Genomic DNA, 22332 nt, shown 5'->3' on the forward strand with positions numbered 1-22332 from the left:
CTATCGCCCGTCGGCGCCCTTCAGGCGCGACTTTACGATCAGAGGCTGGATGTAGGGCTCAAGCGACTTCAGTGTGTGCGCCAGCGCACCGCGCATCTGGTCGACGGTGGCGGCACCGGCCGCCATCATCTCATGGCGGGCGACTTCATTGCTCAGCAGGAAATTGACGGCGCCGGCCAGCATGTCGCGGTCGCGCACCAGCTTGGCGCCGCCGCTGTCGAGTAGCCGCTGATAGGCTTCGCGGAAATTCTGGACGTTGCGGCCGGCAAGCACAGCGGTGTCGAGCATGGCCGGCTCCAGCGGGTTCTGGCCGCCTTCCGAGGTCAGCGAGCGGCCGACAAAGGCGATTTCCGTCAGCCGGAGATAAAGCCCCATCTCGCCGATCGTGTCGCCAAGCAGGATATCGGTGTCAGCGGTGATCCTGTCGCCCTTGCTGCGCCGCGCCAGCTTCAGCCCCATGCCGGAAATCTGCGCGGCAAGCGCTTCGGCGCGGTCGGGGTGGCGCGGGACGATGATCGTGAGCAGGCCATGGTGGCGCTTGTAGAGCGTGGCGTGGACTTCCGCCGCGACCACTTCCTCGCCGTCATGGGTCGATATCGCCGCCCATGTCGGGCGGCCGGCGATCTGGCGCTTCAGCGTCGCCAGCATCCTTTCGTCGACCGGCGGCGGCAAGGTGTCGACCTTGAGGTTGCCGGACACGGTGACCGGCCTGGCACCAAGCGCGCGAAAACGTTCGCCGTCGACATCCGATTGGGCGACGACATGGGCGAGGTTCTCGAACAGCGCCTCGGCGATGTTGGCGCGCTTCTTCCAGGATTTGAACGAACGGTCGGACAGCCGGCCGTTGACCAGCACCTGCGGCACGCGGCGGGCGCCGAGCTCGAGGATGGTCATCGGCCAGATCTCGGATTCGGCGATGATCGCCAGGTCCGGCCGCCAGTGATCGAGGAAGCGGCTGACCGCCGGCTTGAGGTCGAGCGGGACATATTGGTGGATGATGCGGTCGCCGAGCCGCTCGTCGGCGACCTGCGCCGAGGTCACCGTGCCCGTCGTCAGCACGATGTTGACGCCGTAGTCGAGGATGCTTTGCACCAGGGGCACGACCGCAAGGGTCTCGCCGACGCTTGCCGCATGGATCCAGATTACCGGCCCTTCAGGCCGTGGTCGCCCGGCAACGCCGTAGCGCTCGCGGCTGCGGCTTCGGTCCTCCTTGCCCTGCGACGTGCGCCAGGCGACGTAAGGCCCGATCAGCGGATAGGCAGCCGCACCGGCGAAGCGGTACGCCGTCAGGAAGGCGCGCGCCCAGCGCTCGCTCATGGATTGCCGTCCACGAGGCGATAGGCCTCGGCGGTCGCGGCATTGAGCGCGGCGGTGACTTCCACGCGCTTACGCTCCATTTCGGCCTCGTCGGCATTGGCCGGCACGAACACGGGCGTACCGATGACGATCGAGGAGCGGCCGAACGGCAGGTTGATGGTGGTCTTGTCCCAGCTCCGTTCCAGCACCTTGCGGCGGCTGGTGGCGATGGCGGCAGGCATGATCGGCCGGCCCGAAAGCCGCGCCAGGAGAACGATGCCAAGCCCCGCGTCGCGCGGCGTGCCGTGGGGAATGTCGGCGATCATGGCGACGTTCTTGCCGGCGACGAGTGACTTTTTCAGGGCAATGAGCGCCTTGGCGCCGCCCTTGTCGAGATGCTTCGAGCTGTCGCGACCACCGGAACCGCGCACCGCCTCGATGCCGAATTTTTCGATCATCAGCGCGTTGAGTTCGGCATCGGCGCTGCGCGAGACCATGGCGACCAGCGGCCGCCCCTTAGGATAATAGGCAGGGGTGAGCAAATGCTGGCCATGCCAGAGCGCGATGATGCCGGGCTCGAACTCGGCGTAGGCGCCGCCTGAAAACTTCGCCGAGCCTTCGACCACGCGGTTGGTCAGCCGCACCAGGCGGACGAACCATGCGAGCAGGCTGACGATGATGCTCTTGACGATTCGCGACTGCGCCAACGGCTCGCGGATCTTGCGCCAGAACGTCTTCGTACTGCCGCCGCGTCTTCTTCCGACCGCGGCGCCGGTGGGCTGCCCTTTCACCGCTTCTTGCTCCATCGCTGTCAACTGCCGACCTTGCTTTCAGGGTCGAGCAGCCGGTGCAGATGAACCACGAAATAGCGCATATGGGCGTTGTCCACGCTGGCTTGCGCCTTGGCTTTCCACGCGGTGTGTGCGGTTTGGTAATCCGGATAGACGCCGACAATGTCGAGCGCGTCGAGATCGCGGAACTCGGTGCCACCCAGCTTCTTCAGCTCGCCGCCGAACACCAGGTGCAAAAGCTGTTTCTTTCCGTCTTCCGCGGCCATTTCGGTCCTTCACATATTGTGAGTTTGCGACAGGTCTAGACCAAAGCCGTCGACTTTGGAACCTTCGATCACGCTTCCGTACCGGCAATGACGCCGGCTAGCACGGTCAACAGTTCGCCACTGCCGGCGACCAGCGCTCCGTGGCGGATCATTTCGCCGGCGTAAAGCGGCGCGCGGCCGTGCCCGTCGAGCACGGCGCCGCCGGCCTCGCGCAAGATGAGATCGGCGGCGGCAATATCCCAGTCATGCGCATTGGGCTTGACGAAGGTGGCGTCGAGCGTGCCGTTGGCGACCATCGCCAGCCGGTAGGCAAGCGAGGGAATATGAGCCGCGCGCTGCACCCTGCCCTGCCACTCCGCCGGCATCAGGTCGATCAGTTGCTTTAGCCCGCCGATTTCGACCGTCTCGCCCAAGCGACGCACTGCAATCGGCTTGCCATTAAGGAATGCGCCCTGCCCAGGCATCGCCCAATAGGTTTCGTCCATGGCCGGACATTCGAGCACGCCGGCAAACGTGCCGCCGTCCTCGACCACGGCAACGCTGACGCACCAGGAGCGCAGGCCTTCGAGGAAGCCGCGCGTGCCGTCTATGGGATCGACGACAAAGGTGCGGCGTGCCTGCAGCCGCGCAGGATCGTCCGTCGTCTCCTCCGACAGCCAGCCATAATCCGGCCGCGCCGCAAGCAGGGTTTCGCGCAGATAGGCGTCGGCCGCATGGTCGGCTTCGCTGACCGGCGAGGTGCCCCCCTTCATCCACACTTGCGGGTTCTTGCCGAAATAGCGCATGGCGATGGCGCCGGCCTCGCGGGCGGCATCGCGCAAAAGCTGGAGGTCTTCTGCAGCTGATATGACCGGGTCACGCGCCGGCAAGGGTCATGCCTTCGATCAGCAGCGTCGGTGCGGCGGTGCCGAAATTGCGGTCGAGGTCGCTCGCCGGCACCATGTTGAGGAACATCGTCTTCAAATTGGAGGCAATGGTCACCTCGGCCACCGGATAGGCCAGCTCGCCATTGTCGATCCAGAAGCCCGACGCACCTCGGCTGTATTCTCCGGTCACCATGTCGACGCCCTGGCCGAACACTTCGGTGACATAAAAGCCTGATTTCAGCGACTTGATCAGATCTTCCGGCGTCCTGTCGCCCGGCTCGATGGCGAGATTGGTCGATGACGGCGACACCGAGGAGCCGCTGCGCGCGCCGCGTCCGTTGGTGGTCAGCCCCAATTCCCGCGCCGCGGACGTCGACAGGAACCAGTGCTTCAGCACGCCGTTTTCGACCATCAGCAGCTTTTCGCCTTCGACACCTTCGCCGTCGAAGGGACGCGAGGCCTGGCCGCGACGCCGGAGCGGCTCGTCGGTGACGGTGATGTCAGCCGATGCGACCTGCTTGCCCATCATCTCGCGCAGAAAACTGGTCTTGCGCGCCACCGAAGCGCCGTTGATGGCGCCGGCGAGATGGCCGGCAATGCCGCGCGCGACGCGCGGATCGAACACGACGTTGACCGGACCGGTCGCTGCCTTGCGGGCACCGAGGCGGCGCACGGCACGCTCGCCAGCCTTGCGGCCGATCAGTTCCGGCGCATCGAGATCGGAAAAATGCTGGTGCGAGGAATATTCGTAGTCGCGCTCCATGCCGGTGCCCTCGCCCGCAATCACGCTGGCCGAGCGCGAAAAGCGCGAGGCGACATAGTGGCCGACGAAGCCGTTCGACGTCGCGAGCACCAGTCCGCCGAGACCAGCGCTGGCGCCGCTGCCGGCCGAATTGGTGACGCCCTTGACGGCAAGGGCTGCTTCCTCGGCGGCCAAAGCCGCTTCCTTCAATTGATCGGCCGAGACCTCGGTGGCGTCGAACAGATCGAGGTCGCGCACCTTGCCAACCAGCAAAGCCGGATCGGCGAGACCCTGATAGGGATCCTCGGGCGAGACTTTCGCCATCGCCACGGCGCGCTCGGCCAGTGCCTTGGGGTCTGACGCCGCCGTCGCCGACACGCTCGCCACCCGGTTGCCGATGAAGACGCGCAGCGAGACGTCGTCGCCTTCGGAGGATTCGGTGTTCTCGACCTTGCCCAGTCGCACCGACACGCCGGTCGAGCGGCCGCGCACGGCGACCGCATCGGCGGCGTCGGCGCCGGCCCGCTTGGCAGCCTCGACCAGAGCCGCGACGCGGTCGGTCAGTTTCGCTGCCTCTGATGTATTCGTCATGCGCATGGTCCTGGCTTCAAGCCGCGCCCGGCGGTCGCGGCTGCTGCACCATCTATTGTCCCGCTGCGGCTTGTGCAATGGCGCACCGGCAATTGCGCCGCTGCGGCATAGCGCCCGAGCAGAACGCCAATCTGCTGGAGCGACGGCAGCCGGAAGCGCCGCGGAGGCAGATAGCCGCCCTGCCCCGTTCTTCAGGCGACCGGCGTCCAGATCACGTCGTCGATCCTGGCCGCGCCCGTCGCCAGCATCACCAGCCGATCGAAACCGAGCGCCGAGCCGCTGGCCTGCGGCATTATGGCGAGGGCTGCGAGAAAGTCTTCGTCCAGCGGATAGCGCTCGCCATAAACGCGCTCTTTCTCGTCCATTTCGGCGGCGAAGCGCCGGCGCTGCTCGGCCGCGTCAGTCAGCTCGCCGAAAGCGTTGGCGAGCTCGACGCCGCAGCAATAGAGCTCGAAGCGCTCGGCAACGCGCGGGTCATCGGCGCTCGGCCGGGCAAGGGCTGCCTCCGAGATCGGATAGCGGTAGAGGATGGTGGCTCGCGCCTGCCCCAGCATTGGCTCGACCTTTTCGACCATCACGCGGCTGAACAGATCGGCCCAATTGTCATCCTGTGCCGTGCGCATGCCGGCCTTGACCAGAGCCTCATGGAGCGCGTCGCGGTCGGTGCTCCCGTCCACCGACATCGTGGCGAGAAGATCGATGCCGGCGTAGCGCGTAAAGGCCTCCGCCACGCTGAGCCGTTCCGGGTCGGCAAACGGATCGGCCTCGCGGCCGCGAAATCGGAAGATCTTTGCACCGGCCCGCTCGGCCGCCAGCTTGAGCAGCTCCGCGCAGTCCCCCATCAGGCTCTCATAGGTCTCGCTAACCCGGTACCATTCGAGCATGGTGAATTCCGGATGATGCAAGGGGCCGCGCTCGCGGTTGCGCCAGACGTTACCCAAGCTGAAGATGCGCTTTTCGCCGGCGGCAAGCAGCTTCTTGCACGCGAATTCCGGCGAGGTGTGGAGATAGAGTGGCCGGCGCGCGCCATCGGCGCCGATCGCCTCGGTGGCGAAGGCCGACAGATGCGCCTCGTTGCCGGGCGAGATTTGCAGCGCCGCCGTCTCGACCTCGACAAAATCGCGGCGGGCAAACCAGTCGCGCATGTCGGCTGCGATACCGTTGCGGGCAATCAGCCGCGGCCGACGGTCGGCGTGAACGTCCGGCGTCCACCACGGCGAAGCCTCGGTCATTGGTTTGCAGGACCTGGCTTTGCCGGGCAACGGAATTGCTGACAGGGCTGGCGGTTCGCGCCAAGATGCGCTACGGCGACGGCTCTCGCAGCCGATTTGCGCCGAACAATCGTTTCAGGCCAACGAAGTCTAGGATTGAAAACCGTGGTGAAGGTCATCGCCAGTTCCCTGCGTAAAGGCAACGTCGTCGACAAGGACGGCAAGCTTTACGTGATCCTCTTTGCCGAAAACATCCACCCTGGCAAGGGCACGCCGGTCACCCAGCTCGACATGCGCCGCATCTCCGACGGGGTGAAGGTTTCGGAGCGCTACCGCACCACCGAACAGGTCGAGCGCGCCTATGTCGAGGACCGCGAGCACACCTTCCTCTACGCCGATGGCGAAGGCTATCACTTCATGAACCCGGAGAGCTACGACCAGGTCGCGGTGCCGGAAAGCGTGGTCGGCGACATGGCGCCTTACCTGCTCGAAGGCATGGCGGTGCAGATCTCGCAGTTCAACGGCATAGCGATTGCCCTGGTGCTGCCGCAGCGCGCCACGTTCGAGGTGGTCGAGACCGAGCCGACGACCAAGGGACAGACGGCATCGTCGTCCTACAAACCGGCCGTGCTGTCCAACGGCGTGCGCACGGCAGTTCCCCCGCACATCGCCCCCGGCACCCGCGTGGTGGTGATGACGGCCGACGGCTCCTATGTGGAGCGGGCGAAGGATTGAGGCGCGAGCGCCTCAACCCTGGTTAGTCCCTTGCATTGCCTTCTGCGGCCGCTCAATCGATAGTCCTGCCGATGTGGCAGACCTTTGTGACCTACTGGCCTCTGATCCTCATGATCATTCCGATGCTGATGGCCGCCATCGGCATCGTCCACGCCATCATGACGAAGGAAGACGTCCGCGCCGCCACCGGCTGGGTGGGTGTGATGCTTTTGTCGCCTTTCCTGGGCGCGATCATCTACGCCATTGCCGGCATCAACCGCATCCGCCGCGCAACAATCAGCGCCATGCGGCCCGTGGCCGGCGAAGCCGAGACGGCCAAGCAAGACCGCGACATTGCGCTGGAAGCGCTGATCTCAGCGCAATTCGGCCAACGCTTTGCCGGCCTGAAGACACTGGGCGACCGGGTGGCGCGGCGCGGCCTGCTTTCGGGAAACGCAATCACCATCCTGAAGACAGGTGACGACGCTTACGCGGCAATGCGCCGGGCGATCGACGACGCCAAGCGCAGCGTCCTGCTCGAGACCTACATATTCGACAATGACGAGATCGGGCAGCGTTTCGTCGAATCGCTGGCCGGCGCGGTCCGGCGCGGTGTAACCGTCCGCGTGCTCATCGATGCCGTCGGCGTGCGCTATTCCGTGCCCAGCATTCTCACGACTCTCCGGGAAGCCGGCGTCACCGTCGATCTCTTCAACGGCAACATCGTCATGGGCCTGAGACTTCCCTATGCGAATCTGAGAACCCACAGGAAGATTCTGATCGTCGACGGTGCGGTGGCTTTCACGGGGGGCATGAACATCCGCAAGGGATTCTCGGCCGAATTCGTGGGAACCGCCAGTTCGGCGGATACGCATTTCCTGGCCACCGGGCCGCTCGTGGCCGACCTGTTTGCGGTTGCCGCCGAAGACTGGCGTTTTGCCGGCAACGAAGCCCTCAAGGACGAGGTCTGGCAGGTGGAAAAACCCTCGCCGCCTCCCGGTCAGCCGATCCTGGTGCGGGCCGTGGCGTCGGGGCCGGATGCCAGCAACGAGACCAATCACAAATTGCTGATGGGGGCATTTTCCGTCGCCCGCAAATCGATCCGCATCATGTCGCCCTATTTCCTGCCGGACCGCGAGTTTATCAGCGCGCTGACCACGGCGGCCAGGCGCGGCGTCGAGATCGACATCGTCGTGCCAGCGGTGAACAATCTCTTCCTGGTCGGCCGCGCCATGACGGCGCAATACGACCAGGTGCTGAAGCACTATTGCCGTGTCTGGCGTCATGAGGGATCGTTCGACCATTCGAAGCTGCTGTCGGTCGATGGCGTATGGGCCTATGTCGGCTCCTCCAACCTCGACGCCCGGTCGCTGCGGCTGAATTTCGAGATCGACCTGGAGGTTCTGGATGCAGGCTTTGCCGCCGAGATCGAAGCGCGCATCGGAGCGGCAATCGCTTCGGCCAAACCCGTCACACTCGCAACCCTGAAGGCGCGGCCATTCGTCATCCGTGTCTTTGACCGGTTGCTATGGCTGGGATCGCCCTATCTCTAATGCATGTCGCTCAAAAGTGGTCACGGTTTTGAGATAACGACATGCATAAAACAAAGAATCAGGACATCGAATAGCAGGCCAATGGACATTAACGGACGCAGCCTCCCGGAGACCGTGCTCCTGTCGATCCGCCGCAGGAAAGCGCGCAAGGCGAACGCGACGCCGCGCAAACACGTCGACGGCGCCGAGATGGTGGTCGCCTCCTACAATGTCCACAAATGCATCGGCACCGACCGCAGGTTCGACCCCGAACGGACCGCCCGTGTCATCCGCGAAATCGGTCCCGACGTCATTGCGCTGCAGGAGGCCGACAACCGGTTCGGCGACCGCGCCGGGCTGCTCGATCTTGCCCGGATCGAACACGAAACCGGGCTGGTGCCGGTGCCGGTTTCGGGAAACGGCAAAGGCCATGGCTGGCGCGGCAATGTGCTGTTGTTCAAGCGCGGCACAGTACGCGACGTCCATCAGATCAAGCTGCCGGGACTGGAGCCGCGCGGCGCGCTGGTGGCCGAGATCGACCTCGACGAAACGCGCACGCTGCGCGTCATTGCCGCGCATCTCGGCCTGTTGCGGCGCTCACGCTCCGAACAGGCCCGCGTCGTGCTTGACATTATGAGCAGCCAGGATGAAAGGCCGACCCTGCTGCTCGGCGACCTCAACGAGTGGCGGCTGGGCAACCGCTCGGCGCTGAAGACGCTGCACGCCACCTTTGGCTTCACGCCACCGGCGGTGCCGACATTTCCCTCCGGCCTGCCGGTGCTGGCGCTCGACCGCATCATGGCCAACCGGCACGGCATGGTCTCGTCGGTCGAAGCCCACGACACGCCGCTGTCGCGGGTGGCGTCGGATCACCTGCCGCTGACGGCTTTCGTGAGCCTGTAAGTCACCCGTCCCGCAACCACACAACCATCTCGCCGGGCTCACGATTGTCCCAGGCGTAATAGGGGACGGCCTTGAGCTTCGCCTGCTCGACGGCTGGCGCCTCGGTGCGATAGAGGCCGTTGTCCCAGTTTTCCACCGTTTCCCGGCTGCCGGTGGCCGAGAGGGTGACGACACCGCCGAGGAGGTTCGGCTCTGGATGCGCCTCGATCTCAGCCGTACGCGGCAAGGTGATGCGGTGCAGTTGGCCGGCATTGTCGGTCTCTTCGACGCAGTAAATCAACGGGCCGCGCGCAAGTGCCACGCGGCCGATGTCCTGGCGCACCTGCGGGTTGGCGAACAGGCGCGAGATCGACATGTCGAGGTCGAGTTCGACGCGGTCGCCCTTCTGCCACTCGCGCCGGATCGCCGCGTAGCCATCGTTCGACGCGGCATCGAGGTCGACATGCGCACCGTTGACCTTCAGCGTCGCCTTGCGGCACCAGGACGGCACGCGCAGATGCAGCGTGAACTCAACGGGGGCATCCGGCTCGACCCGGATCGAGACCGCGCCATCCCAGGGATAGTTGCTGGTCTGGACGAGACTGACCGCCTTGCCGGCAATGTCGAAACGCGCCGTCGAGTCGCCATAGAGATGGACGGCCAGCGCATCGTCGGCGAGGCTGTAGAAATAGCTGCCGATCGAGGCCACCATGCGGCCGATATTGGGCGGGCAGCACGGGCAGCGGTGCCATTTCCATCTGTTATGCTTGCCCCGGCTTTCCAGCGGGTTCTCGTAGAAGAACAGCGAACCGTCGAGCGACAGGCCGGAGATCGAGCCGTTGTAGAGCGCCCGCTCCATCATGTCGGCGTAGCGGGCGTTGGGACCCATGCCGAGCATGCGGCTGGCCCAGAACACCAGCCCCACCGAGGCACAGGTCTCGGCATAGGCGGTCTCGTTGGGCAGGTCGTAATCGCTGGTAAAACCCTCATTGTGGGCCGACGGTCCGAGGCCGCCAGTGACGTAGAGGCTCTTGGTGGTGAGATCGTCCCAGAGCCGGTCGAGCGCTACCCGCAGCGTATCATCGCCATATTCGGTGGCGATGTCGGCCATGCCGGAATAGAGGTACATCGCCCTGACCGCATGGCCGACAACCTTGTCCTGCTCGCGCACCGGCCTGTGCGACTGATTGTATTCGTAGGTCTTGAAATGATAGGCCTTCGGGTCGGCGCCGCGGGCGCGCGCCTCCTCGTCGAAATAATGCGGCTCGAGGCCGCGCTGGTCGATGAAGTATTTGGCCAGGTCCATATACTTCTGCTGGCCGGTCGCCCGCGCCAGCTTGACCAGCGCCAGCTCGATCTCCTCATGGCCGCAATAGCCCTTCTTCTTGCCGGGCTCCGGACCGAAATTCTCCGTGATATGATCGACATAGCGGCACATGATGTCGAGCAGCTTGCGCTTGCCCGTGGCCTGGAAATAGGCGACGGCGCCTTCGATCAGGTGGCCGGCACAATAGAGCTCGTGGCAGTCGCGCAGATTGGTCCACCGCTTGCCGGGCTGGATGCGCTGGTACCAACTGGAGAGATAGCCGTCGGATTGCTGCAGCTTGCCATACATGTCGATGACGGCGTCGATCTTCTTCTCCAGATCGTCATTGCGGCGGCGGTAGAGCGAATAGGCGGCGGTCTCGATGGTCTTGCCCCAGTCGGAATCCCAGAACATCTGCGTCGTCACCGTCGAGCCGGTGAAGCCGGGCGTGGCCGCCTCGTCCGGCGACGGCGAATGGAAGGGAATGACGACACCCGGCGACGGCCGGTCCGGATCGATCTGCTCCAGCATGCGCGCCTCCACGCAGCGATCGTAGAGGATGGAGGCGGTGCGAGAGGCGACGGCATCGACACGGTCGCCCCAGAAACCACGCACGTCGACCTGCGGCACGGGCAGCGGCCGGAAGGCGAGGCTCAGTTTGCCGGGCTTTACGGCCTGGCCCGTCTTGCCGGCCTGAATTGCAGATTGCGATGCGGTCATCAACCTAACTCCATTAGAATGCGATTTTTCATTTCACCGCGCCGGCCATCAGGCCGCGTATGTAGAAGCGCTGCAGCAACAGGAAGAGGATGAGGCAAGGCACCATCATCACGGTGACGCCGGCTTGCACGGCGCCCCAGTCGATGGCGCCGAAGCGGCCGGACTGAAGTGCGGTCATCATGATCGGCAGCGTGAATTTCGACTGGTCGGTCATCAGCACCAGGGCGGCCAGGAACTCGTTCCAGGCGCCAAGGAAGGCGAACAGCGCGATGGTGACGATGCCGGGCCAGACCAAAGGCAGCATCACCTTCAGCAGCATGGTGAGATTGTTGGCTCCGTCCATGCGGGCGGCCTCTTCGATCTCGCGCGGCACCGCGTCGAAGGCGTTGCGCATCATGAAGATCGAGAACGGCAGCTGCAGCGTGACATAGACGAAGACCAGCCCGGTCAGCGTGTTGTGCAGGCCGACCTTGGTCAGCACCAGGAAGATCGGCGTCAGGATCGACTGGAACGGGATCATGATCGTCGACAGGATGACGACGAAGAGCAGGTCCTTGAACGGAAAGCGGAAGCGCGAAAAGCCGTAGCCGGCAAGCACGCTGACGATGACGGAAAACACGACCGTCATCACCGAGACGTAGATGCTGTTTTGCGCCGGCAGCCAGAGCCCGTCGCCGAACGTGTTGAGCGTGCCGTAATTCTCGACCGAGAAGCCGGTGGTCGGCCAGGGCGGCAGCGGCGGCAGGCGCGCCTCCTGCGACGGCTTGAAGGCAGACAGCACCGTCCAGACGATCGGCGCCAGGAACAGCACCGAGGCGATCATGCCGGTCGCGTGCTCGGCGATGCCGAGGCGCTGGCGGCTGTTGCGGCTTCTTGCCTGCGCCATCAGTCGACCCCCTCGGGCTTGCGCAGCAGCCAGAGCTGGAACGTGCTGAGCGCGACCAGGATGGCGAGCAGGATCATCGACAGTGCGGCGCCATAGCCCAGCTTGAACGACACGAAGGACTGGTTGAAGATCCAGTAGACGGCGGTCAGCGTCTGATTGCGCGGGCCGCCGCGCAGGATGATGTAGAACTGGTCGAAGGCGAGGATCGAGCCCGCGACCGACAGGATCAGCGCCAGCGCCAGCGTACGGCGCATCAAGGGCAGTGTGATGGCGCGAAAGCGCGCGAACGGCCCTGCCCCATCGATCATCGCCGCCTCCTGCAGATCGGTCGGGATCGACTGCAGGCCGGTCATCAGGATGATCATGGTGAAGCCCGCCACCTTCCACACGACCATGGCGATGATCGACCAGAAGGCCGGCTGGAAGGTGGCCAGAAGGTTGAATTTCTTCCCGGTCAGGCCGAGGTCGTAAGCGGCCGGGCTGAACAGGCCGGAATCGACATTGAGCAGCCACGACCAGAGCAGGCTCGCCGAAGCAAAGCCGATGACGGCCGGCATGAAGAAGGACGTGCGGTAGAAGCCGGTGAGCCGCCGGGGACGCTCGATGAACAGCGCCAGCGGAAAGGCGACGGAAAAGATCGCGATCGTCACCACCACCGTGTAGAGGCCGGTGAAGCGCAGCGCATTCCAGAACCTGGTGTCACGCAGGATCGCCCAATAATTATCGAGGCCGATGTAGCTGTGCTCGCCCATCAGCGGCCAGTTGTGCAACGACATCCACGCCGTCATGCCGAGCGGGATGATGAAAAAGACAACCACCAGCGCGACGGCCGGCGCGACATAGAGCAGGCCGATCCACTGCCGGCGGCCGGCACCGACCAGTTTTCGCGGGCGGGCTGGGGCGGAGGTTGCGGTGATGGCGGTCATGCGGTTCTCTCACTGGCGCTGCGTTCCCCTCCCCCTTGAGGGGAGGGTCCGGCCGCAGGCCGGGGGTGGGGTCCTCTGCGCAGCGCGCCAACGAAAAGTAGCGTCGAGCACTGCGCAGACGACCCCACCCGGACCTGCGGTCCGACCTCCCCTCAAGGGGGAGGTGGGCGGTGTCGCTTATTTCTGCGGCGCCTGGTCGATGATCGACTGCATGGTCTCCTGCGCGTTGGCGATCGCGCCGTCGACATCGTCGCCGAAGAAGACCTCGTTGACCATCTGCGTCCACGGGCCGTTGGCGGAGTTGATCAAATCGTTGAACACAACCGAATAGGGCGTGCGGCCCTTGGCCATCGCCTCGGCGGCGATCTGGTAGCGCGGGTCGAGATCCTTCAGCGCTTCCTTTGCAATGTCGCCGCGCACCGGCAGGCTGCCGTATTTGGCGAGGATCGTCTGACCCTCGAGCGAATAGGCGAAGTCGAGAAACTCCTTCACCACGGCGAGCTTTGTGGTGCCCTTGGTGACGACGAAATTGTCGCCGCCGGCGAAGGATGACCAGCCGCCATCCTTGCCCGGCAGGAAGGTGACGCCGTAATCGACATCAGGATACTGCGTGTTGAGCGCGCCGATGGCGAAGGCGCCGGAGGGCGAGATGCCGATATTGCCGGCGGCGAAGGCGGCAAAGAAATTGGAGCCGGTGTCGGTCTGCGCGCCGGCCGGCACCAGGTCCTTCTTGACCATCGAGCGGTAGAGGTCGATGGCGCCCCGCAATTGCGGGCTGTCCAGCGTCGCCTTGGAGCCGTCCTCGGAGAGGATGTCGCCGCCCGAGGCCCAGACCAGCGGCGTGAAGGTGAAGATGTTGCAGCCGCCGCAATTGCCGGAGAAATAGAAGCCCTTGATGTCGCCCCCGAGCGCGTTGACCTTCTCGGCGTCGGCTTCGATTTCGGCCCAGTTGGTCGGGCCTTTTTCGGGGTCGAGCCCGGCCTGCTTGAACAGCTTCTTGTTCCAGATCAGCACCGAGCTGTCGGCTGAGAACGGCAGGCCGTAGATGCGGCCCTTGTAGGTGCCGGTCTTGACGTGCGCCGGCGACAGGCTGGCGAAATAGGGCAGCGACTTCGCCCAGTCGGTGATGTCTTCCAACTGGCCGGCTGCGGAAAAGGCCGGCGTGTAGATCAGGTCGAGCGACAGCGCGTCTGGCGCGGTGCCGCCGGCGGCCGCGGCGCCATATTTCGGAATGATCTCGGCATTGGGGATGATGTCGAGCTTGATCTGGTTCTCATGTGCCTTGTTGAAGGCATCGACGATGCGCGGCATGAAATTCGAGCCGTCGGCGCGCACCCAGATATTGGCCGTGTCGGCGGCTATGGCGGGCATAGCAAAAATACTCGCCGCAATGGCAAACCCGGCAATCATGGTCTTCATGGTTTTCCTCCTCATGGTTCTCCTCCCTGTTCGGCCGCGCTCCCGGTTGACCGGTAAGCCGCAGCCTGTCTCAGCCGTCTGGCGGACGGCCGCATGACTGACGCACCACCAGCCGGCACGGCAGTTTTCGAATGCCCGGTGCGGCCGGTTGGCCGCCGACGAGCGAAAGCAGCGCAAGCCCGGCCTCGCGGCCAAGCGCTGAAAGGTTCATGTCGACCGAGGTCAGCGGCGGCCGGGTCGCTTCCGCCACGATCTCCCAATTGTCGAAGCCGATGACGCCGACATCGCCGGGCACGCCGATGCCGCGCTCGCGCAGCGCATCGATGACGCCGCGCGCGATCTGGTCGTTGCCGCAGAAGACCGCGTCAGGTTTCTCCCCCCTGCGCGCCGTGCCGTCGAACAGTCTTGCGACCGCCTCATGCCCCCAGGCTTCCGACCAGTGTCCAAGCAGCGGATCGGCAACCGGCAGGCCATGCTCGGTCAGCACCTCGCGGTAGGCCCGGGCGCGCTCATGCACCACGGCGAAGCTCGCGGGACCGCTGACATGGGCAATGCGCCGGCGCCCGAGCGCGCAAAAATGCTCGACCGCCAGCCGCGCCCCGGCGGCATCGTCGGATTCGAAGCCGATGGCGTCGGCATCGGGCTGGGTGAAGGCGTAGATCACCGGGATGCGCAAATTGGCGAGGTCGACCGGCAGGTGTCGGTCGATACGCTTGCCGGTGGCGATGATGCCGTCGACGCGCTTGTCGAGCATGGCCTCGACATGCAGCTGGCCGAGCCGCTGGTCGTCCTCGACATTGCACAGGAATACCGAGACGCCGGCATCGACCAGCGCGTCGGAGACGCCGGCCATCAGCGGCAGCGAGAAGCGGCCATACGTATCGTTGGTGAGCAGCCCGACGGTGAAGGAGCGCTTGCGCAACAGGCTCTGCGCCAGGCTGTTCGGCCGGAAGCCGAGCCGCTGCGCTGTCTCGCGAATACGCTCGCGCGTTTCCGCCGTCATCCGCCCCTGCCCGTTCAGCGCTTTTGAGGCCGTGGCGACACTGACGCCGGCGACTGAGGCCACCTCACGCAAGGTGACCGGTGTCTTGGCGGGCGCTGGCGCGGCATCGGACGACATGGTGTGGGGCGGATTCCTCAGTTGGGAAAAGGTTTTCTCTTGTCGCCCTGCTCAGTACCGACTGGTGAGGGCAGTGGGCGAAGGCGCGGTTTGGGAAAAGGTTTTCTCAAGTGAGATTATGCGAAGGATTCGGCCATGGCAAGAGGCCATCGACATGCCCGGTTTCGCTCGGCGCAGCAATTTCTTGCCTACTGTCGGTAGCGCAGTGCCTCAAGCAGCAACGCGAAAGCGGGCGAAGCCTGGCGACGGTTGGGATAGTAGAGGTGATAGCCCTGGAGCTTCGGGCACCAGTCGGCCAGTACCTCGACCAGTTGTCCGTCGGCGATACGTGGCCGTGCCAGGTCCTCCGGCACAAAGCCCAGGCCCAGACCGTCAATGGCGGCATTGAGGATAGGCACGGCGCTGTTGAAGGTGAGGCTGCCCTCGACCCTCACGCGCAGCTCTCGGCCATTCTTCTCGAACTCCCAGGCATAGAGCCCGCCGGCGCTGTTCAGGCGCTGGTTGATGCAATTGTGGTTGGTGAGATCCTGAGGGGTTTCCGGCTGCGAGCGCCGCTCGAAGTAGGCAGGTGAGCCAACAACGGCAAAACGCCAGTCGGGGCCGATGCGCGCGGCGATCATGTCCTTGCTGACGGCCTCGCCAAGCCGGACACCGGCGTCGAACCGTTGCTCAATGATGTCGGTGAAACCGTAGTCTATGTTTAGCTCGACATGGATGTCGGGATATTCGCGCAGGAAGGTCGCGAGAGTGGGACGGAAGATGGTGTCGATCACATAGTCGTTGCAGGTTATGCGCACGGTACCGGCCGGCTTGTCCCGCAGTTCGCTGAGCGCGACAATTTCGGCTTCGATCTGGTCGAAATGCGGACTGATGGCTCGCATGAGCCGCTCGCCTGCTTCCGTTGGCGCGACGTTACGGGTGGTGCGTGCCAGCAGCCTGATCCCCAACTTCTCCTCCAGGCCCTTGATCGTATGACTGAGGGCCGAAGGCGTCACGCCGAGGTTGGCGGCTGCCCTGGTAAAGCTGCGCTCGCGCGCGACCGCCACGAAAGCGATCATATCGTTAATGCGTTCTCTCGGCATTTATGAATCCTGCTCACAACCGCATGAACATTATACCCACTAATCCGATGGTCCCGCTTTGGCTAGATTCCGATTTCAAAACCGCCCTCACGGAAGGGCGCAAAGGAATTGGAGAAATTCCCATGGAAATCATGCGCGCAGGCTCTCGTCCGTCGAGCAAGGGGCCGACCGACTGGTTCACCGGCACGGTCCGCGTCGACCCGCTGTTCAATCCGCATGCGCCGGAACGCGTCCAGGGTGGGCACGTTACCTTCGAGCCAGGGGCACGCACGGCGTGGCACACGCATGTCCTCGGCCAGACGCTCATCGTCACCTCCGGCGTCGGCCGCGTGCAGCGCTGGGGCGGGTCGATCGAGGACATCCGGCCGGGCGACGTGGTCTGGATCGCCCCCGGCGAGAAGCACTGGCACGGCGCCGGTCCCGAGACAGCCATGACACATATCGCGATCCAGGAGGTTCAGAACGGCAAGGTCGTCGACTGGATGGAGCACGTTTCGGACAAGCAATACGCCGGCTGAGCCAATCAAGCGCCACAAGCTGATCGACACCAGCCTCGGCGTCCTCGGGCACACCGGCTGGTCAGGATCACGATAGAACACCTCGACTGAAAGGAAGCCTGCCATGTCATGGCAAGATCAGGAATTGCAGCGGATCGCGCAAAGCGACGACCTGCATATCGCGCCGTTCCGCGAGGACGGCAAGACCTACGGCACCCCGACCTGGATCTGGTCGGTGGTCGTGGACGGCGATCTCTATGTTCGCGGCTATAACGGCCAGAAATCGCGTTGGTATCAGGCCGCCATCCGCCAGAAGGCCGGATGCATCGCCGCGGCCGGTATGACGAAGGAAGTCTCCTTCGAGCCGGCGGGCGGGGCGGTAAACGATCGGATCGATGAGGCCTACCGCCGCAAATACAGCACGAGCCCATATCTCGCGCCGATGATCAGCGAGCGCGCCCGCGCGGCGACGGTCACGATTACACCGAAGGATTGAGGAGACCCAGCATGCAAAAGCGCAAACTCGGTCAGGGCCTGGAGGTCTCCGCTCTCTCACTCGGCTGCATGGGCTATGGCCAAGCCCGCGAGATAGCAGATCGGGCAGAGATGATCACGCTGATTCGCGAGGCGGTTGATCGCGGCATGGATTTCTTCGACACGGCGGAGGTCTATGGTCCGTTCACCAACGAAGACATGGTCGGCGAGGCGCTGGCACCGATGCGCGACCAGGTGAAAATCGCAACCAAGTTCGGCTGGGATGTCGACGCCGATACCGGCGCAAATCATGGCGGCGTCAACAGCAAACCGGAGCACATCCGGGCAGCAGTCGAGGGCAGCCTTCGTCGCCTGAAGACCGAACATATCGATCTTCTCTACCAGCACCGTGTCGACCCCGACGTGCCGATGGAAGATGTCGCCGGCACGGTCAAGGACCTGATCGGTCAGGGAAAGGTGCGGTATTTTGGGCTGTCGGAAGCCGGCGTGCATTCGATCCGCCGCGCCCATGCCGTCCAGCCGGTGGCAGCGCTGCAAAGCGAATACTCGCTGTGGACCCGTGAACCCGATGCCGAGATCATTCCCGCGCTGGAAGAACTCGGCATCGGCTTCGTCCCGTTCAGCCCGCTCGGAAAGGGTTTTCTGACCGGCAAGATCGATGCGAACACCACCTTCGCTGGCAACGACTTCCGCGGCCAGATTCCGCGATTTGCGCCCGAAGCACGCGCGGCCAATCAGGCGCTCGTCGATCTGATCCGTGGCGTCGGCGAGCGTCATGGCGCGACACCGGCCCAGGTAGCTCTTGCATGGCTGCTGGCACGCAAGCCATGGATCGTCCCGCTGTTCGGGACCCGCAAGCTCGAGCGGCTCGAGGAGAATCTGGGGGCTCTGTCGGTCGCGCTTTCGGACGACGACCTTCATGAAATCGAGACCGGGGCCGCGGCCATCACGATCGAAGGGGCGCGATACCCCCAGGCGATGCTGCGCCGCTCCGGACTTTGAGGGGCAGCCGCCCGGAAAAGAGCGATATGTCGATGACGATGACTCAACGGTCGGTGACCTCGACCAGCAGTTCGCTGTTTCCCTTGATGGCAGCCGTGCTCGTGGTTTTCCTGGTCACGGGTGCGGCGCTGCCGGCCCTGCCGCTTCACATTCATGACAGGTTGGGCTACGGCCCCTTCGCGATCGGTCTCGTTTCCGGGGCGCAATTCGTAGCGGCCCTCGTCGCGCGCCTGTGGTCCGGATCGTTCTCGGACCGGCGCGGGCCGAAGCAGGCGGTGGTGGCCGGGCTGGTGATGGGCGCGGCTTCGGGCCTGCTTTATCTTCTGTCGCTCCTCGTCATCGGCAATCCGCTTTGGTCTGCCATGGTACTGCTGGTCGGGCGGGCGCTGCTTGGCGGCGCCGAAAGCTTCGTCATCACCGGCGCGCAAGCCTGGGGCCTGGCGCTCGCCAATCCCGGCGGCACCGGCAAGGTGATCGGCTGGATGGGCACGGCCATGTATTTCGGGCTGGCCGCCGGCGCACCCGTGGGAAGTCTGCTCTTCAATCGCTTCGGCTTTGCAGCCATCGGGGTGGCCACGCTGCTCGTGCCGATGGCAACGATGCTTATCGTCGCTCCGATGCGCGCCGTGCATCCGCAACCGCAGGCCAAGCACGCATTCGCCAGCGTCGCCAAGGCCGTCTGGCTGCCCGGCATCGGCATGTCGTGCGCCAGCCTGGGCTATGGCGCGATGACGGCATTTTCCGTGCTGTATTTCGCCCAGCAGGGTTGGCAGCCGGCCTGGTTGTCCTTCACCGCCTTCGCGGTGGCCCTGATCTTGGCGCGGCTTGCCTTCGGCGGCCTGCCGGACCGCATGGGCGGAGCTCGCGCCGCAATGATCTTTGTGGTGCTGCAAGCCCTTGGCATGGGTTTGATGGGGCTGTCGCCATCCGCCCTGCCCGGCTTCGTTGGAGCAGCATTGACCGGTTTTGGTTATGCCTTTGTCTATCCGGGCCTCGGGATCGAGGCGGTTCGGCGCGCGCCGGTCGAAAGCCGCGGGCTGGCCATGGGTATTTATACCGCCTTCCTCGATCTCGCGCTGGGCATCCTCGCGCCGCTTCTCGGCCTCGTCGCCAACCTTTACGGGCTCGGATCGGTCTTCATCATCAGCGCGCTTCTGGCGCTCTGCACCGTGCCGATCGCGGCACGGCTGCGGTTCTCCGCACCTCAGACCTCACTCCACCTTAAAACGTCTGCCAACCAAGGAGATATCCAATGCTAGCAACAATGCTCTATGGGCCAGGGGATGTCCGCTATGAGGACGTGCCCGAACCCAGGATTGTTGAGCCGACCGATGCGATCATTCGTCTGTCGGCCACCTGCATATGCGGTTCGGATCTGTGGCCTTTCCGCGGCCTCAATGACACAACCTCGCCCCTGGCGATGGGGCATGAGTATTGCGGCATCGTTGAAGAGGTCGGCAGCGCCGTGCGCAGCGTCCGTAGGGGCCAGTTCGTCGTCGGCTCGTTCTGCCTGTCGGACAACACCTGCCCGCATTGCCGCTTCGGCTTCCAGTCGTCCTGCGAGAAGCGGGAGTTCATGACCGGAGCGCAGGCGCCGCTGGCGCGTGTGCCCCTGGCGGACGGCACGCTGGTCGCAACGGCGGAGATACCCTCCGACGACCTGATCCCCAGCCTGCTGGCGACGTCGGACGTGCTTGGCACAGGCTGGTATGCGGCCAGCGCCGCGCGGGTGCAACCTGGCTCGACGGTTGTCGTCGTCGGCGACGGCGCGGTTGGGCTGATGGCGGTGTTGTCGGCAAAGCAGATGGGGGCCGAGCGCATCATCGCGATGAGCCGTCACAAGACACGGCAGGATCTGGCGCTCGAATACGGCGCGACCGACATCATCTCGGAGCGCGGCGACGAGGGCGTGGCGCGGATCAAGGAATTGACCAAGGGCGTCGGCGCCGAATCAGTTCTGGAATGCGTCGGCACCAAGGAATCGATGATGCAGGCCTTGAACAGCACGCGGCCGGGCGGCTCGATCGGCTATGTAGGCGTCCCACACGGCGTCGAGTTCGACGGGCAGCAGTTGTTCTTCGCGCAGAAGAGCCTGCTTGGCGGCCCGGCCCCGGTGCGTCGCTTCCTGCCGGACCTGATGGACCTTGTGCTCGAGCGTCGGATCAACCCCGGCAAGGTGTTCGATCTGGAACTGCCGCTGGCCGATGTCGCCGAAGGCTACCGCGCAATGGACGAACGCCGGGCGATCAAGACCCTGCTTCGGGTCTGACCTGGTTGCAGGACCCGTCCTGCAATGCTGTCAGCCGCCGTAGCAACGCCGCTACGGCGTGGCGCGCAGGTTGCGGCGCGCGCGGCGGCGGCTTGCGGCGCGGGCGGCTCCCGCCACCGGGCCGTTGATTTCTACCACGACGCCTTCGCGCGGCTTGGCGCTGGCAACCTTGTGCAGGCGCTCAAAGGGCAGCAGTTCCTTGACACGGGCATTGAGAGCCGCGACCTCGGCTCGCAGATCCTCGCATTCCTGCCGCTGGACATCCAACTCCATCTGTACGGAGGCCTGCTGCAGGGAAAGCTGCGATAGATCGGCGTTCGCGGTCGAAAGGCTCATCTTGTCGCTTTCGCTCTCCTTCATAAGAGCAGCCAGCCTTTCGTCCGCGACCTGCTTTTCAGCAACGGCGTCGCCCCATTGAGCCTTGAGCTTGGCGGCCTCGGCTGAGGCCGCACTGCTCTCGTTCGAGGCCAGTTCCAGCCTCGATTGCAGGCTCTGGATCTCGGAACGCAAGCCGCTTGTCTCCAGCTGGTTGCGGGCGAGTTCGGCCTGCGTGTCGGCTTCCATCATGGAAGCCGCTTCAGTCATTTCCGCCAGCTTGGTCTGCGCCTGCTCAAGGGATCTCTGCAACCGCAGTTCCTCCTTCTCGCTCTTGCCGAGTGCCGCCAGCAGTTCCGCAAGCCGCGCCACCTCGGTGGTGTGGATCGCCGAAAGCTCGTCCAGCCTGCGGCGCGCTCCGGTTTCGCGCTTGCGCGCCGTGTCGACATCCATCGCCAGGCTGACATGCTTTTCGCGCAGCAGCTTGTTTTCGCGCGCCCGTCTGTTGGCCTCGACCGTCTTGGCCGTCAGCGCCTTGACGATGTCGCCGAACTCGGCCTCGCGCTTGGCGCTTGCATTGGCTGACTTCACGAGTTCCAGCCTTACCGCGGCAAGTGCCTCGCGAAGTGTCTCCCGGTCCTGGACCAAGCTTGCCTCGCGCTGCTTCAGGACCTCGAAGGCGGCTTCGCGCTCGCGCTGCTTCCTGGTCGCGTCGTGGAGCTGTTCGGACAACGCTCCCTCACGCGCGGTCAGGTCGATGGTTGCCAGCTCCAGCTCGTTGGCGCGAAGAACGTCGCCGTGCAGGAGGTTCAGGTAGTCGCGGGTGAGATTGTGCGAATTCGATATATCCGAGAGTTTCGCGTTGATCTCGTCCAGATAGTCCTGCGCATTGTGAAAGAGCCCATCCACCGCGCTCAATGCGGCCAGCCGGCTTTGCGCATGCGGCGTTAGCCGCCGTGCGTTCTCGGCGGGCGTCGTGCCGTCGTCAGCCCGGGGACTGTCCTCAGGCTGCAAGCGCTCATTGTTTGCGGCAAGGTTCTCGTCGGGGACAGGGCCGTCTTGCGGCGGCGACAGATCGTCCAGTTTAAGACACTCGCCGACCGCATCCGCCAACTCGGCTTCGATCTTCTCAAATGCCTTGTCGGAATTCGCGGCACGCTTCATCAGACTCTTGAGGTTCATGACCTAACACCCTTCGCACTCACTCCAAATTCTATACTTAACGATTTGCTAATGTTCCCTTCTACATCCGCTTGTTCCGTTGGGGAAGCCCTTCCCGGCCAAGCTTGGATAGTCATATTGATCGATGCCTCCGACCCAGCGAGAGGATTTTTTTCCCATTGCCGGACTTTGAAGGCGCGTCGCGCGCTGAGCACGGCCCAACAAGTGCGGGGCTTTTTTTGC

The 22332-nt window shown here is 64.4% G+C and carries 21 protein-coding genes; 8 read left to right on the forward strand and 13 right to left on the reverse strand.

Translation table 11 applies throughout. The features are described 5' to 3' along the window. From waaA to epmA, 6 genes are all read right to left on the reverse strand, one after another. Nucleotides 1-1317 (reverse strand): lipid IV(A) 3-deoxy-D-manno-octulosonic acid transferase, encoded by a 1317-nt coding sequence (gene waaA, locus ACWGTO_RS21440; protein ID WP_454576802.1) that lies wholly within the window; start codon nucleotides 1315-1317, stop codon nucleotides 1-3. Beyond that, nucleotides 1314-2102: a lysophospholipid acyltransferase family protein gene (locus tag ACWGTO_RS21445; protein WP_454576803.1), complete on the reverse strand. Its 789-nt coding sequence runs from the start codon at nucleotides 2100-2102 to the stop codon at nucleotides 1314-1316. The genes waaA and ACWGTO_RS21445 overlap by 4 nt, the downstream gene beginning before the upstream one ends. A gap of 5 nt (nucleotides 2103-2107) precedes the next feature. Further along, on the reverse strand, nucleotides 2108-2353 hold the full coding sequence (locus ACWGTO_RS21450) for a DUF4170 domain-containing protein (RefSeq protein WP_454576804.1): 246 nt from the start codon (nucleotides 2351-2353) through the stop codon (nucleotides 2108-2110). 68 nt (nucleotides 2354-2421) lie between these two features. Next, the gene (locus ACWGTO_RS21455; protein WP_454576805.1) at nucleotides 2422-3222 is read right to left on the reverse strand and encodes a 3'(2'),5'-bisphosphate nucleotidase CysQ; all 801 of its coding nucleotides are present in this window, start codon (nucleotides 3220-3222) and stop codon (nucleotides 2422-2424) included. Next, nucleotides 3209-4552 carry a TldD/PmbA family protein gene (locus tag ACWGTO_RS21460; protein WP_454576806.1) on the reverse strand — a complete coding sequence of 448 codons (1344 nt, stop codon included), beginning with the start codon at nucleotides 4550-4552 and terminating at the stop codon, nucleotides 3209-3211. Before ACWGTO_RS21460 ends, ACWGTO_RS21455 begins: the two co-directional genes overlap by 14 nt. A 191-nt stretch (nucleotides 4553-4743) precedes the next feature. Then, on the reverse strand, nucleotides 4744-5784 hold the full coding sequence (gene epmA / locus ACWGTO_RS21465; RefSeq protein ID WP_454576807.1) for an EF-P lysine aminoacylase EpmA: 1041 nt from the start codon (nucleotides 5782-5784) through the stop codon (nucleotides 4744-4746). Between the two features lie 144 nt (nucleotides 5785-5928). Here epmA and efp point away from each other — a divergent pair, with 144 nt between their 5' ends. From efp to ACWGTO_RS21480, 3 genes are all read left to right on the forward strand, one after another. Then, nucleotides 5929-6498, forward strand: coding sequence for an elongation factor P (efp, locus tag ACWGTO_RS21470; protein WP_454576808.1), 570 nt, complete (start codon nucleotides 5929-5931; stop codon nucleotides 6496-6498). Nucleotides 6499-6569: 71 nt separating this feature from the next. Next, nucleotides 6570-8030 (forward strand): phospholipase D-like domain-containing protein, encoded by a 1461-nt coding sequence (locus tag ACWGTO_RS21475; protein ID WP_454576809.1) that lies wholly within the window; start codon nucleotides 6570-6572, stop codon nucleotides 8028-8030. An 81-nt stretch (nucleotides 8031-8111) separates the two neighbouring features. Continuing rightward, nucleotides 8112-8912, forward strand: coding sequence for an endonuclease/exonuclease/phosphatase family protein (locus ACWGTO_RS21480; protein WP_454576810.1), 801 nt, complete (start codon nucleotides 8112-8114; stop codon nucleotides 8910-8912). Nucleotide 8913: 1 nt separating this feature from the next. On the opposite strand, the gene ACWGTO_RS21485 is transcribed toward ACWGTO_RS21480, so the two are convergent. The 6 genes from ACWGTO_RS21485 to ACWGTO_RS21510 form a co-directional block, all read right to left on the reverse strand. Next, entirely contained in the window at nucleotides 8914-10917 is a 2004-nt protein-coding gene (locus ACWGTO_RS21485) for a glycoside hydrolase family 127 protein (protein WP_454576811.1), read from the reverse strand. Nucleotides 10918-10945: 28 nt separating this feature from the next. Continuing rightward, nucleotides 10946-11803, reverse strand: a complete 858-nt coding sequence (locus tag ACWGTO_RS21490; protein WP_454576812.1) for a carbohydrate ABC transporter permease — start codon at nucleotides 11801-11803, stop codon at nucleotides 10946-10948. Further along, on the reverse strand, nucleotides 11803-12729 hold the full coding sequence (locus ACWGTO_RS21495) for a carbohydrate ABC transporter permease (RefSeq protein ID WP_454576813.1): 927 nt from the start codon (nucleotides 12727-12729) through the stop codon (nucleotides 11803-11805). Before ACWGTO_RS21495 ends, ACWGTO_RS21490 begins: the two co-directional genes overlap by 1 nt. 177 nt (nucleotides 12730-12906) lie before the next feature. Next, a complete protein-coding gene (locus ACWGTO_RS21500; RefSeq protein WP_454576814.1) occupies nucleotides 12907-14148 on the reverse strand; it encodes an ABC transporter substrate-binding protein in 1242 nt (413 codons plus the stop codon). A gap of 70 nt (nucleotides 14149-14218) precedes the next feature. After that, entirely contained in the window at nucleotides 14219-15268 is a 1050-nt protein-coding gene (locus tag ACWGTO_RS21505) for a LacI family DNA-binding transcriptional regulator (protein ID WP_454576815.1), read from the reverse strand. Between the two features lie 188 nt (nucleotides 15269-15456). Beyond that, complete coding sequence (locus tag ACWGTO_RS21510; protein WP_454576816.1) at nucleotides 15457-16350, reverse strand: LysR family transcriptional regulator; 894 nt, start codon at nucleotides 16348-16350, stop codon at nucleotides 15457-15459. A gap of 122 nt (nucleotides 16351-16472) precedes the next feature. Between ACWGTO_RS21510 and ACWGTO_RS21515 the strand changes: the two genes are divergently transcribed. The 5 genes from ACWGTO_RS21515 (at nucleotide 16473) to ACWGTO_RS21535 (ending at nucleotide 20613) form a co-directional block, all read left to right on the forward strand. Further along, nucleotides 16473-16868: a (R)-mandelonitrile lyase gene (locus ACWGTO_RS21515; RefSeq protein ID WP_454576817.1), complete on the forward strand. Its 396-nt coding sequence runs from the start codon at nucleotides 16473-16475 to the stop codon at nucleotides 16866-16868. Nucleotides 16869-16971: 103 nt separating this feature from the next. Continuing rightward, the gene (locus tag ACWGTO_RS21520; RefSeq protein WP_454576818.1) at nucleotides 16972-17343 is read left to right on the forward strand and encodes a DUF2255 family protein; all 372 of its coding nucleotides are present in this window, start codon (nucleotides 16972-16974) and stop codon (nucleotides 17341-17343) included. 11 nt (nucleotides 17344-17354) lie between these two features. Then, complete coding sequence (locus ACWGTO_RS21525) at nucleotides 17355-18344, forward strand: aldo/keto reductase (RefSeq protein ID WP_454576819.1); 990 nt, start codon at nucleotides 17355-17357, stop codon at nucleotides 18342-18344. A 32-nt stretch (nucleotides 18345-18376) separates the two neighbouring features. Then, complete coding sequence (locus ACWGTO_RS21530; RefSeq protein WP_454576820.1) at nucleotides 18377-19603, forward strand: arabinose transporter; 1227 nt, start codon at nucleotides 18377-18379, stop codon at nucleotides 19601-19603. Further along, on the forward strand, nucleotides 19597-20613 hold the full coding sequence (locus ACWGTO_RS21535) for a zinc-dependent alcohol dehydrogenase family protein (protein WP_454576821.1): 1017 nt from the start codon (nucleotides 19597-19599) through the stop codon (nucleotides 20611-20613). The genes ACWGTO_RS21530 and ACWGTO_RS21535 overlap by 7 nt, the downstream gene beginning before the upstream one ends. Before the next feature lie 51 nt (nucleotides 20614-20664). Here ACWGTO_RS21535 and ACWGTO_RS21540 read toward each other — a convergent pair whose 3' ends face one another. Beyond that, the gene (locus ACWGTO_RS21540; protein WP_454576822.1) at nucleotides 20665-22110 is read right to left on the reverse strand and encodes a hypothetical protein; all 1446 of its coding nucleotides are present in this window, start codon (nucleotides 22108-22110) and stop codon (nucleotides 20665-20667) included. Nucleotides 22111-22332: the final 222 nt, after the last annotated feature.

The sequence above is a fragment of the Mesorhizobium sp. PL10 genome, from assembly GCF_053714315.1.

What these genes read in the sequence shown, in the direction of transcription:
- waaA (WP_454576802.1), bottom strand. Translation starts at nt 1,317, where the DNA reads ATGAGCGAGCGCTGGGCGCGCGCCTTCCTGACGGCGTACCGCTTCGCC.
- ACWGTO_RS21445 (WP_454576803.1), bottom strand. Translation starts at nt 2,102, where the DNA reads ATGGAGCAAGAAGCGGTGAAAGGGCAGCCCACCGGCGCCGCGGTCGGA.
- ACWGTO_RS21450 (WP_454576804.1), bottom strand. Translation starts at nt 2,353, where the DNA reads ATGGCCGCGGAAGACGGAAAGAAACAGCTTTTGCACCTGGTGTTCGGC.
- ACWGTO_RS21460 (WP_454576806.1), bottom strand. Translation starts at nt 4,552, where the DNA reads ATGACGAATACATCAGAGGCAGCGAAACTGACCGACCGCGTCGCGGCT.
- epmA (WP_454576807.1), bottom strand. Translation starts at nt 5,784, where the DNA reads ATGACCGAGGCTTCGCCGTGGTGGACGCCGGACGTTCACGCCGACCGT.
- ACWGTO_RS21475 (WP_454576809.1), top strand. Translation starts at nt 6,570, where the DNA reads ATGTGGCAGACCTTTGTGACCTACTGGCCTCTGATCCTCATGATCATT.
- ACWGTO_RS21480 (WP_454576810.1), top strand. Translation starts at nt 8,112, where the DNA reads ATGGACATTAACGGACGCAGCCTCCCGGAGACCGTGCTCCTGTCGATC.
- ACWGTO_RS21485 (WP_454576811.1), bottom strand. Translation starts at nt 10,917, where the DNA reads ATGACCGCATCGCAATCTGCAATTCAGGCCGGCAAGACGGGCCAGGCC.
- ACWGTO_RS21490 (WP_454576812.1), bottom strand. Translation starts at nt 11,803, where the DNA reads ATGGCGCAGGCAAGAAGCCGCAACAGCCGCCAGCGCCTCGGCATCGCC.
- ACWGTO_RS21495 (WP_454576813.1), bottom strand. Translation starts at nt 12,729, where the DNA reads ATGACCGCCATCACCGCAACCTCCGCCCCAGCCCGCCCGCGAAAACTG.
- ACWGTO_RS21500 (WP_454576814.1), bottom strand. Translation starts at nt 14,148, where the DNA reads ATGAAGACCATGATTGCCGGGTTTGCCATTGCGGCGAGTATTTTTGCT.
- ACWGTO_RS21505 (WP_454576815.1), bottom strand. Translation starts at nt 15,268, where the DNA reads ATGTCGTCCGATGCCGCGCCAGCGCCCGCCAAGACACCGGTCACCTTG.
- ACWGTO_RS21510 (WP_454576816.1), bottom strand. Translation starts at nt 16,350, where the DNA reads ATGCCGAGAGAACGCATTAACGATATGATCGCTTTCGTGGCGGTCGCG.
- ACWGTO_RS21515 (WP_454576817.1), top strand. Translation starts at nt 16,473, where the DNA reads ATGGAAATCATGCGCGCAGGCTCTCGTCCGTCGAGCAAGGGGCCGACC.
- ACWGTO_RS21520 (WP_454576818.1), top strand. Translation starts at nt 16,972, where the DNA reads ATGTCATGGCAAGATCAGGAATTGCAGCGGATCGCGCAAAGCGACGAC.
- ACWGTO_RS21525 (WP_454576819.1), top strand. Translation starts at nt 17,355, where the DNA reads ATGCAAAAGCGCAAACTCGGTCAGGGCCTGGAGGTCTCCGCTCTCTCA.
- ACWGTO_RS21530 (WP_454576820.1), top strand. Translation starts at nt 18,377, where the DNA reads ATGACGATGACTCAACGGTCGGTGACCTCGACCAGCAGTTCGCTGTTT.
- ACWGTO_RS21535 (WP_454576821.1), top strand. Translation starts at nt 19,597, where the DNA reads ATGCTAGCAACAATGCTCTATGGGCCAGGGGATGTCCGCTATGAGGAC.
- ACWGTO_RS21540 (WP_454576822.1), bottom strand. Translation starts at nt 22,110, where the DNA reads ATGAACCTCAAGAGTCTGATGAAGCGTGCCGCGAATTCCGACAAGGCA.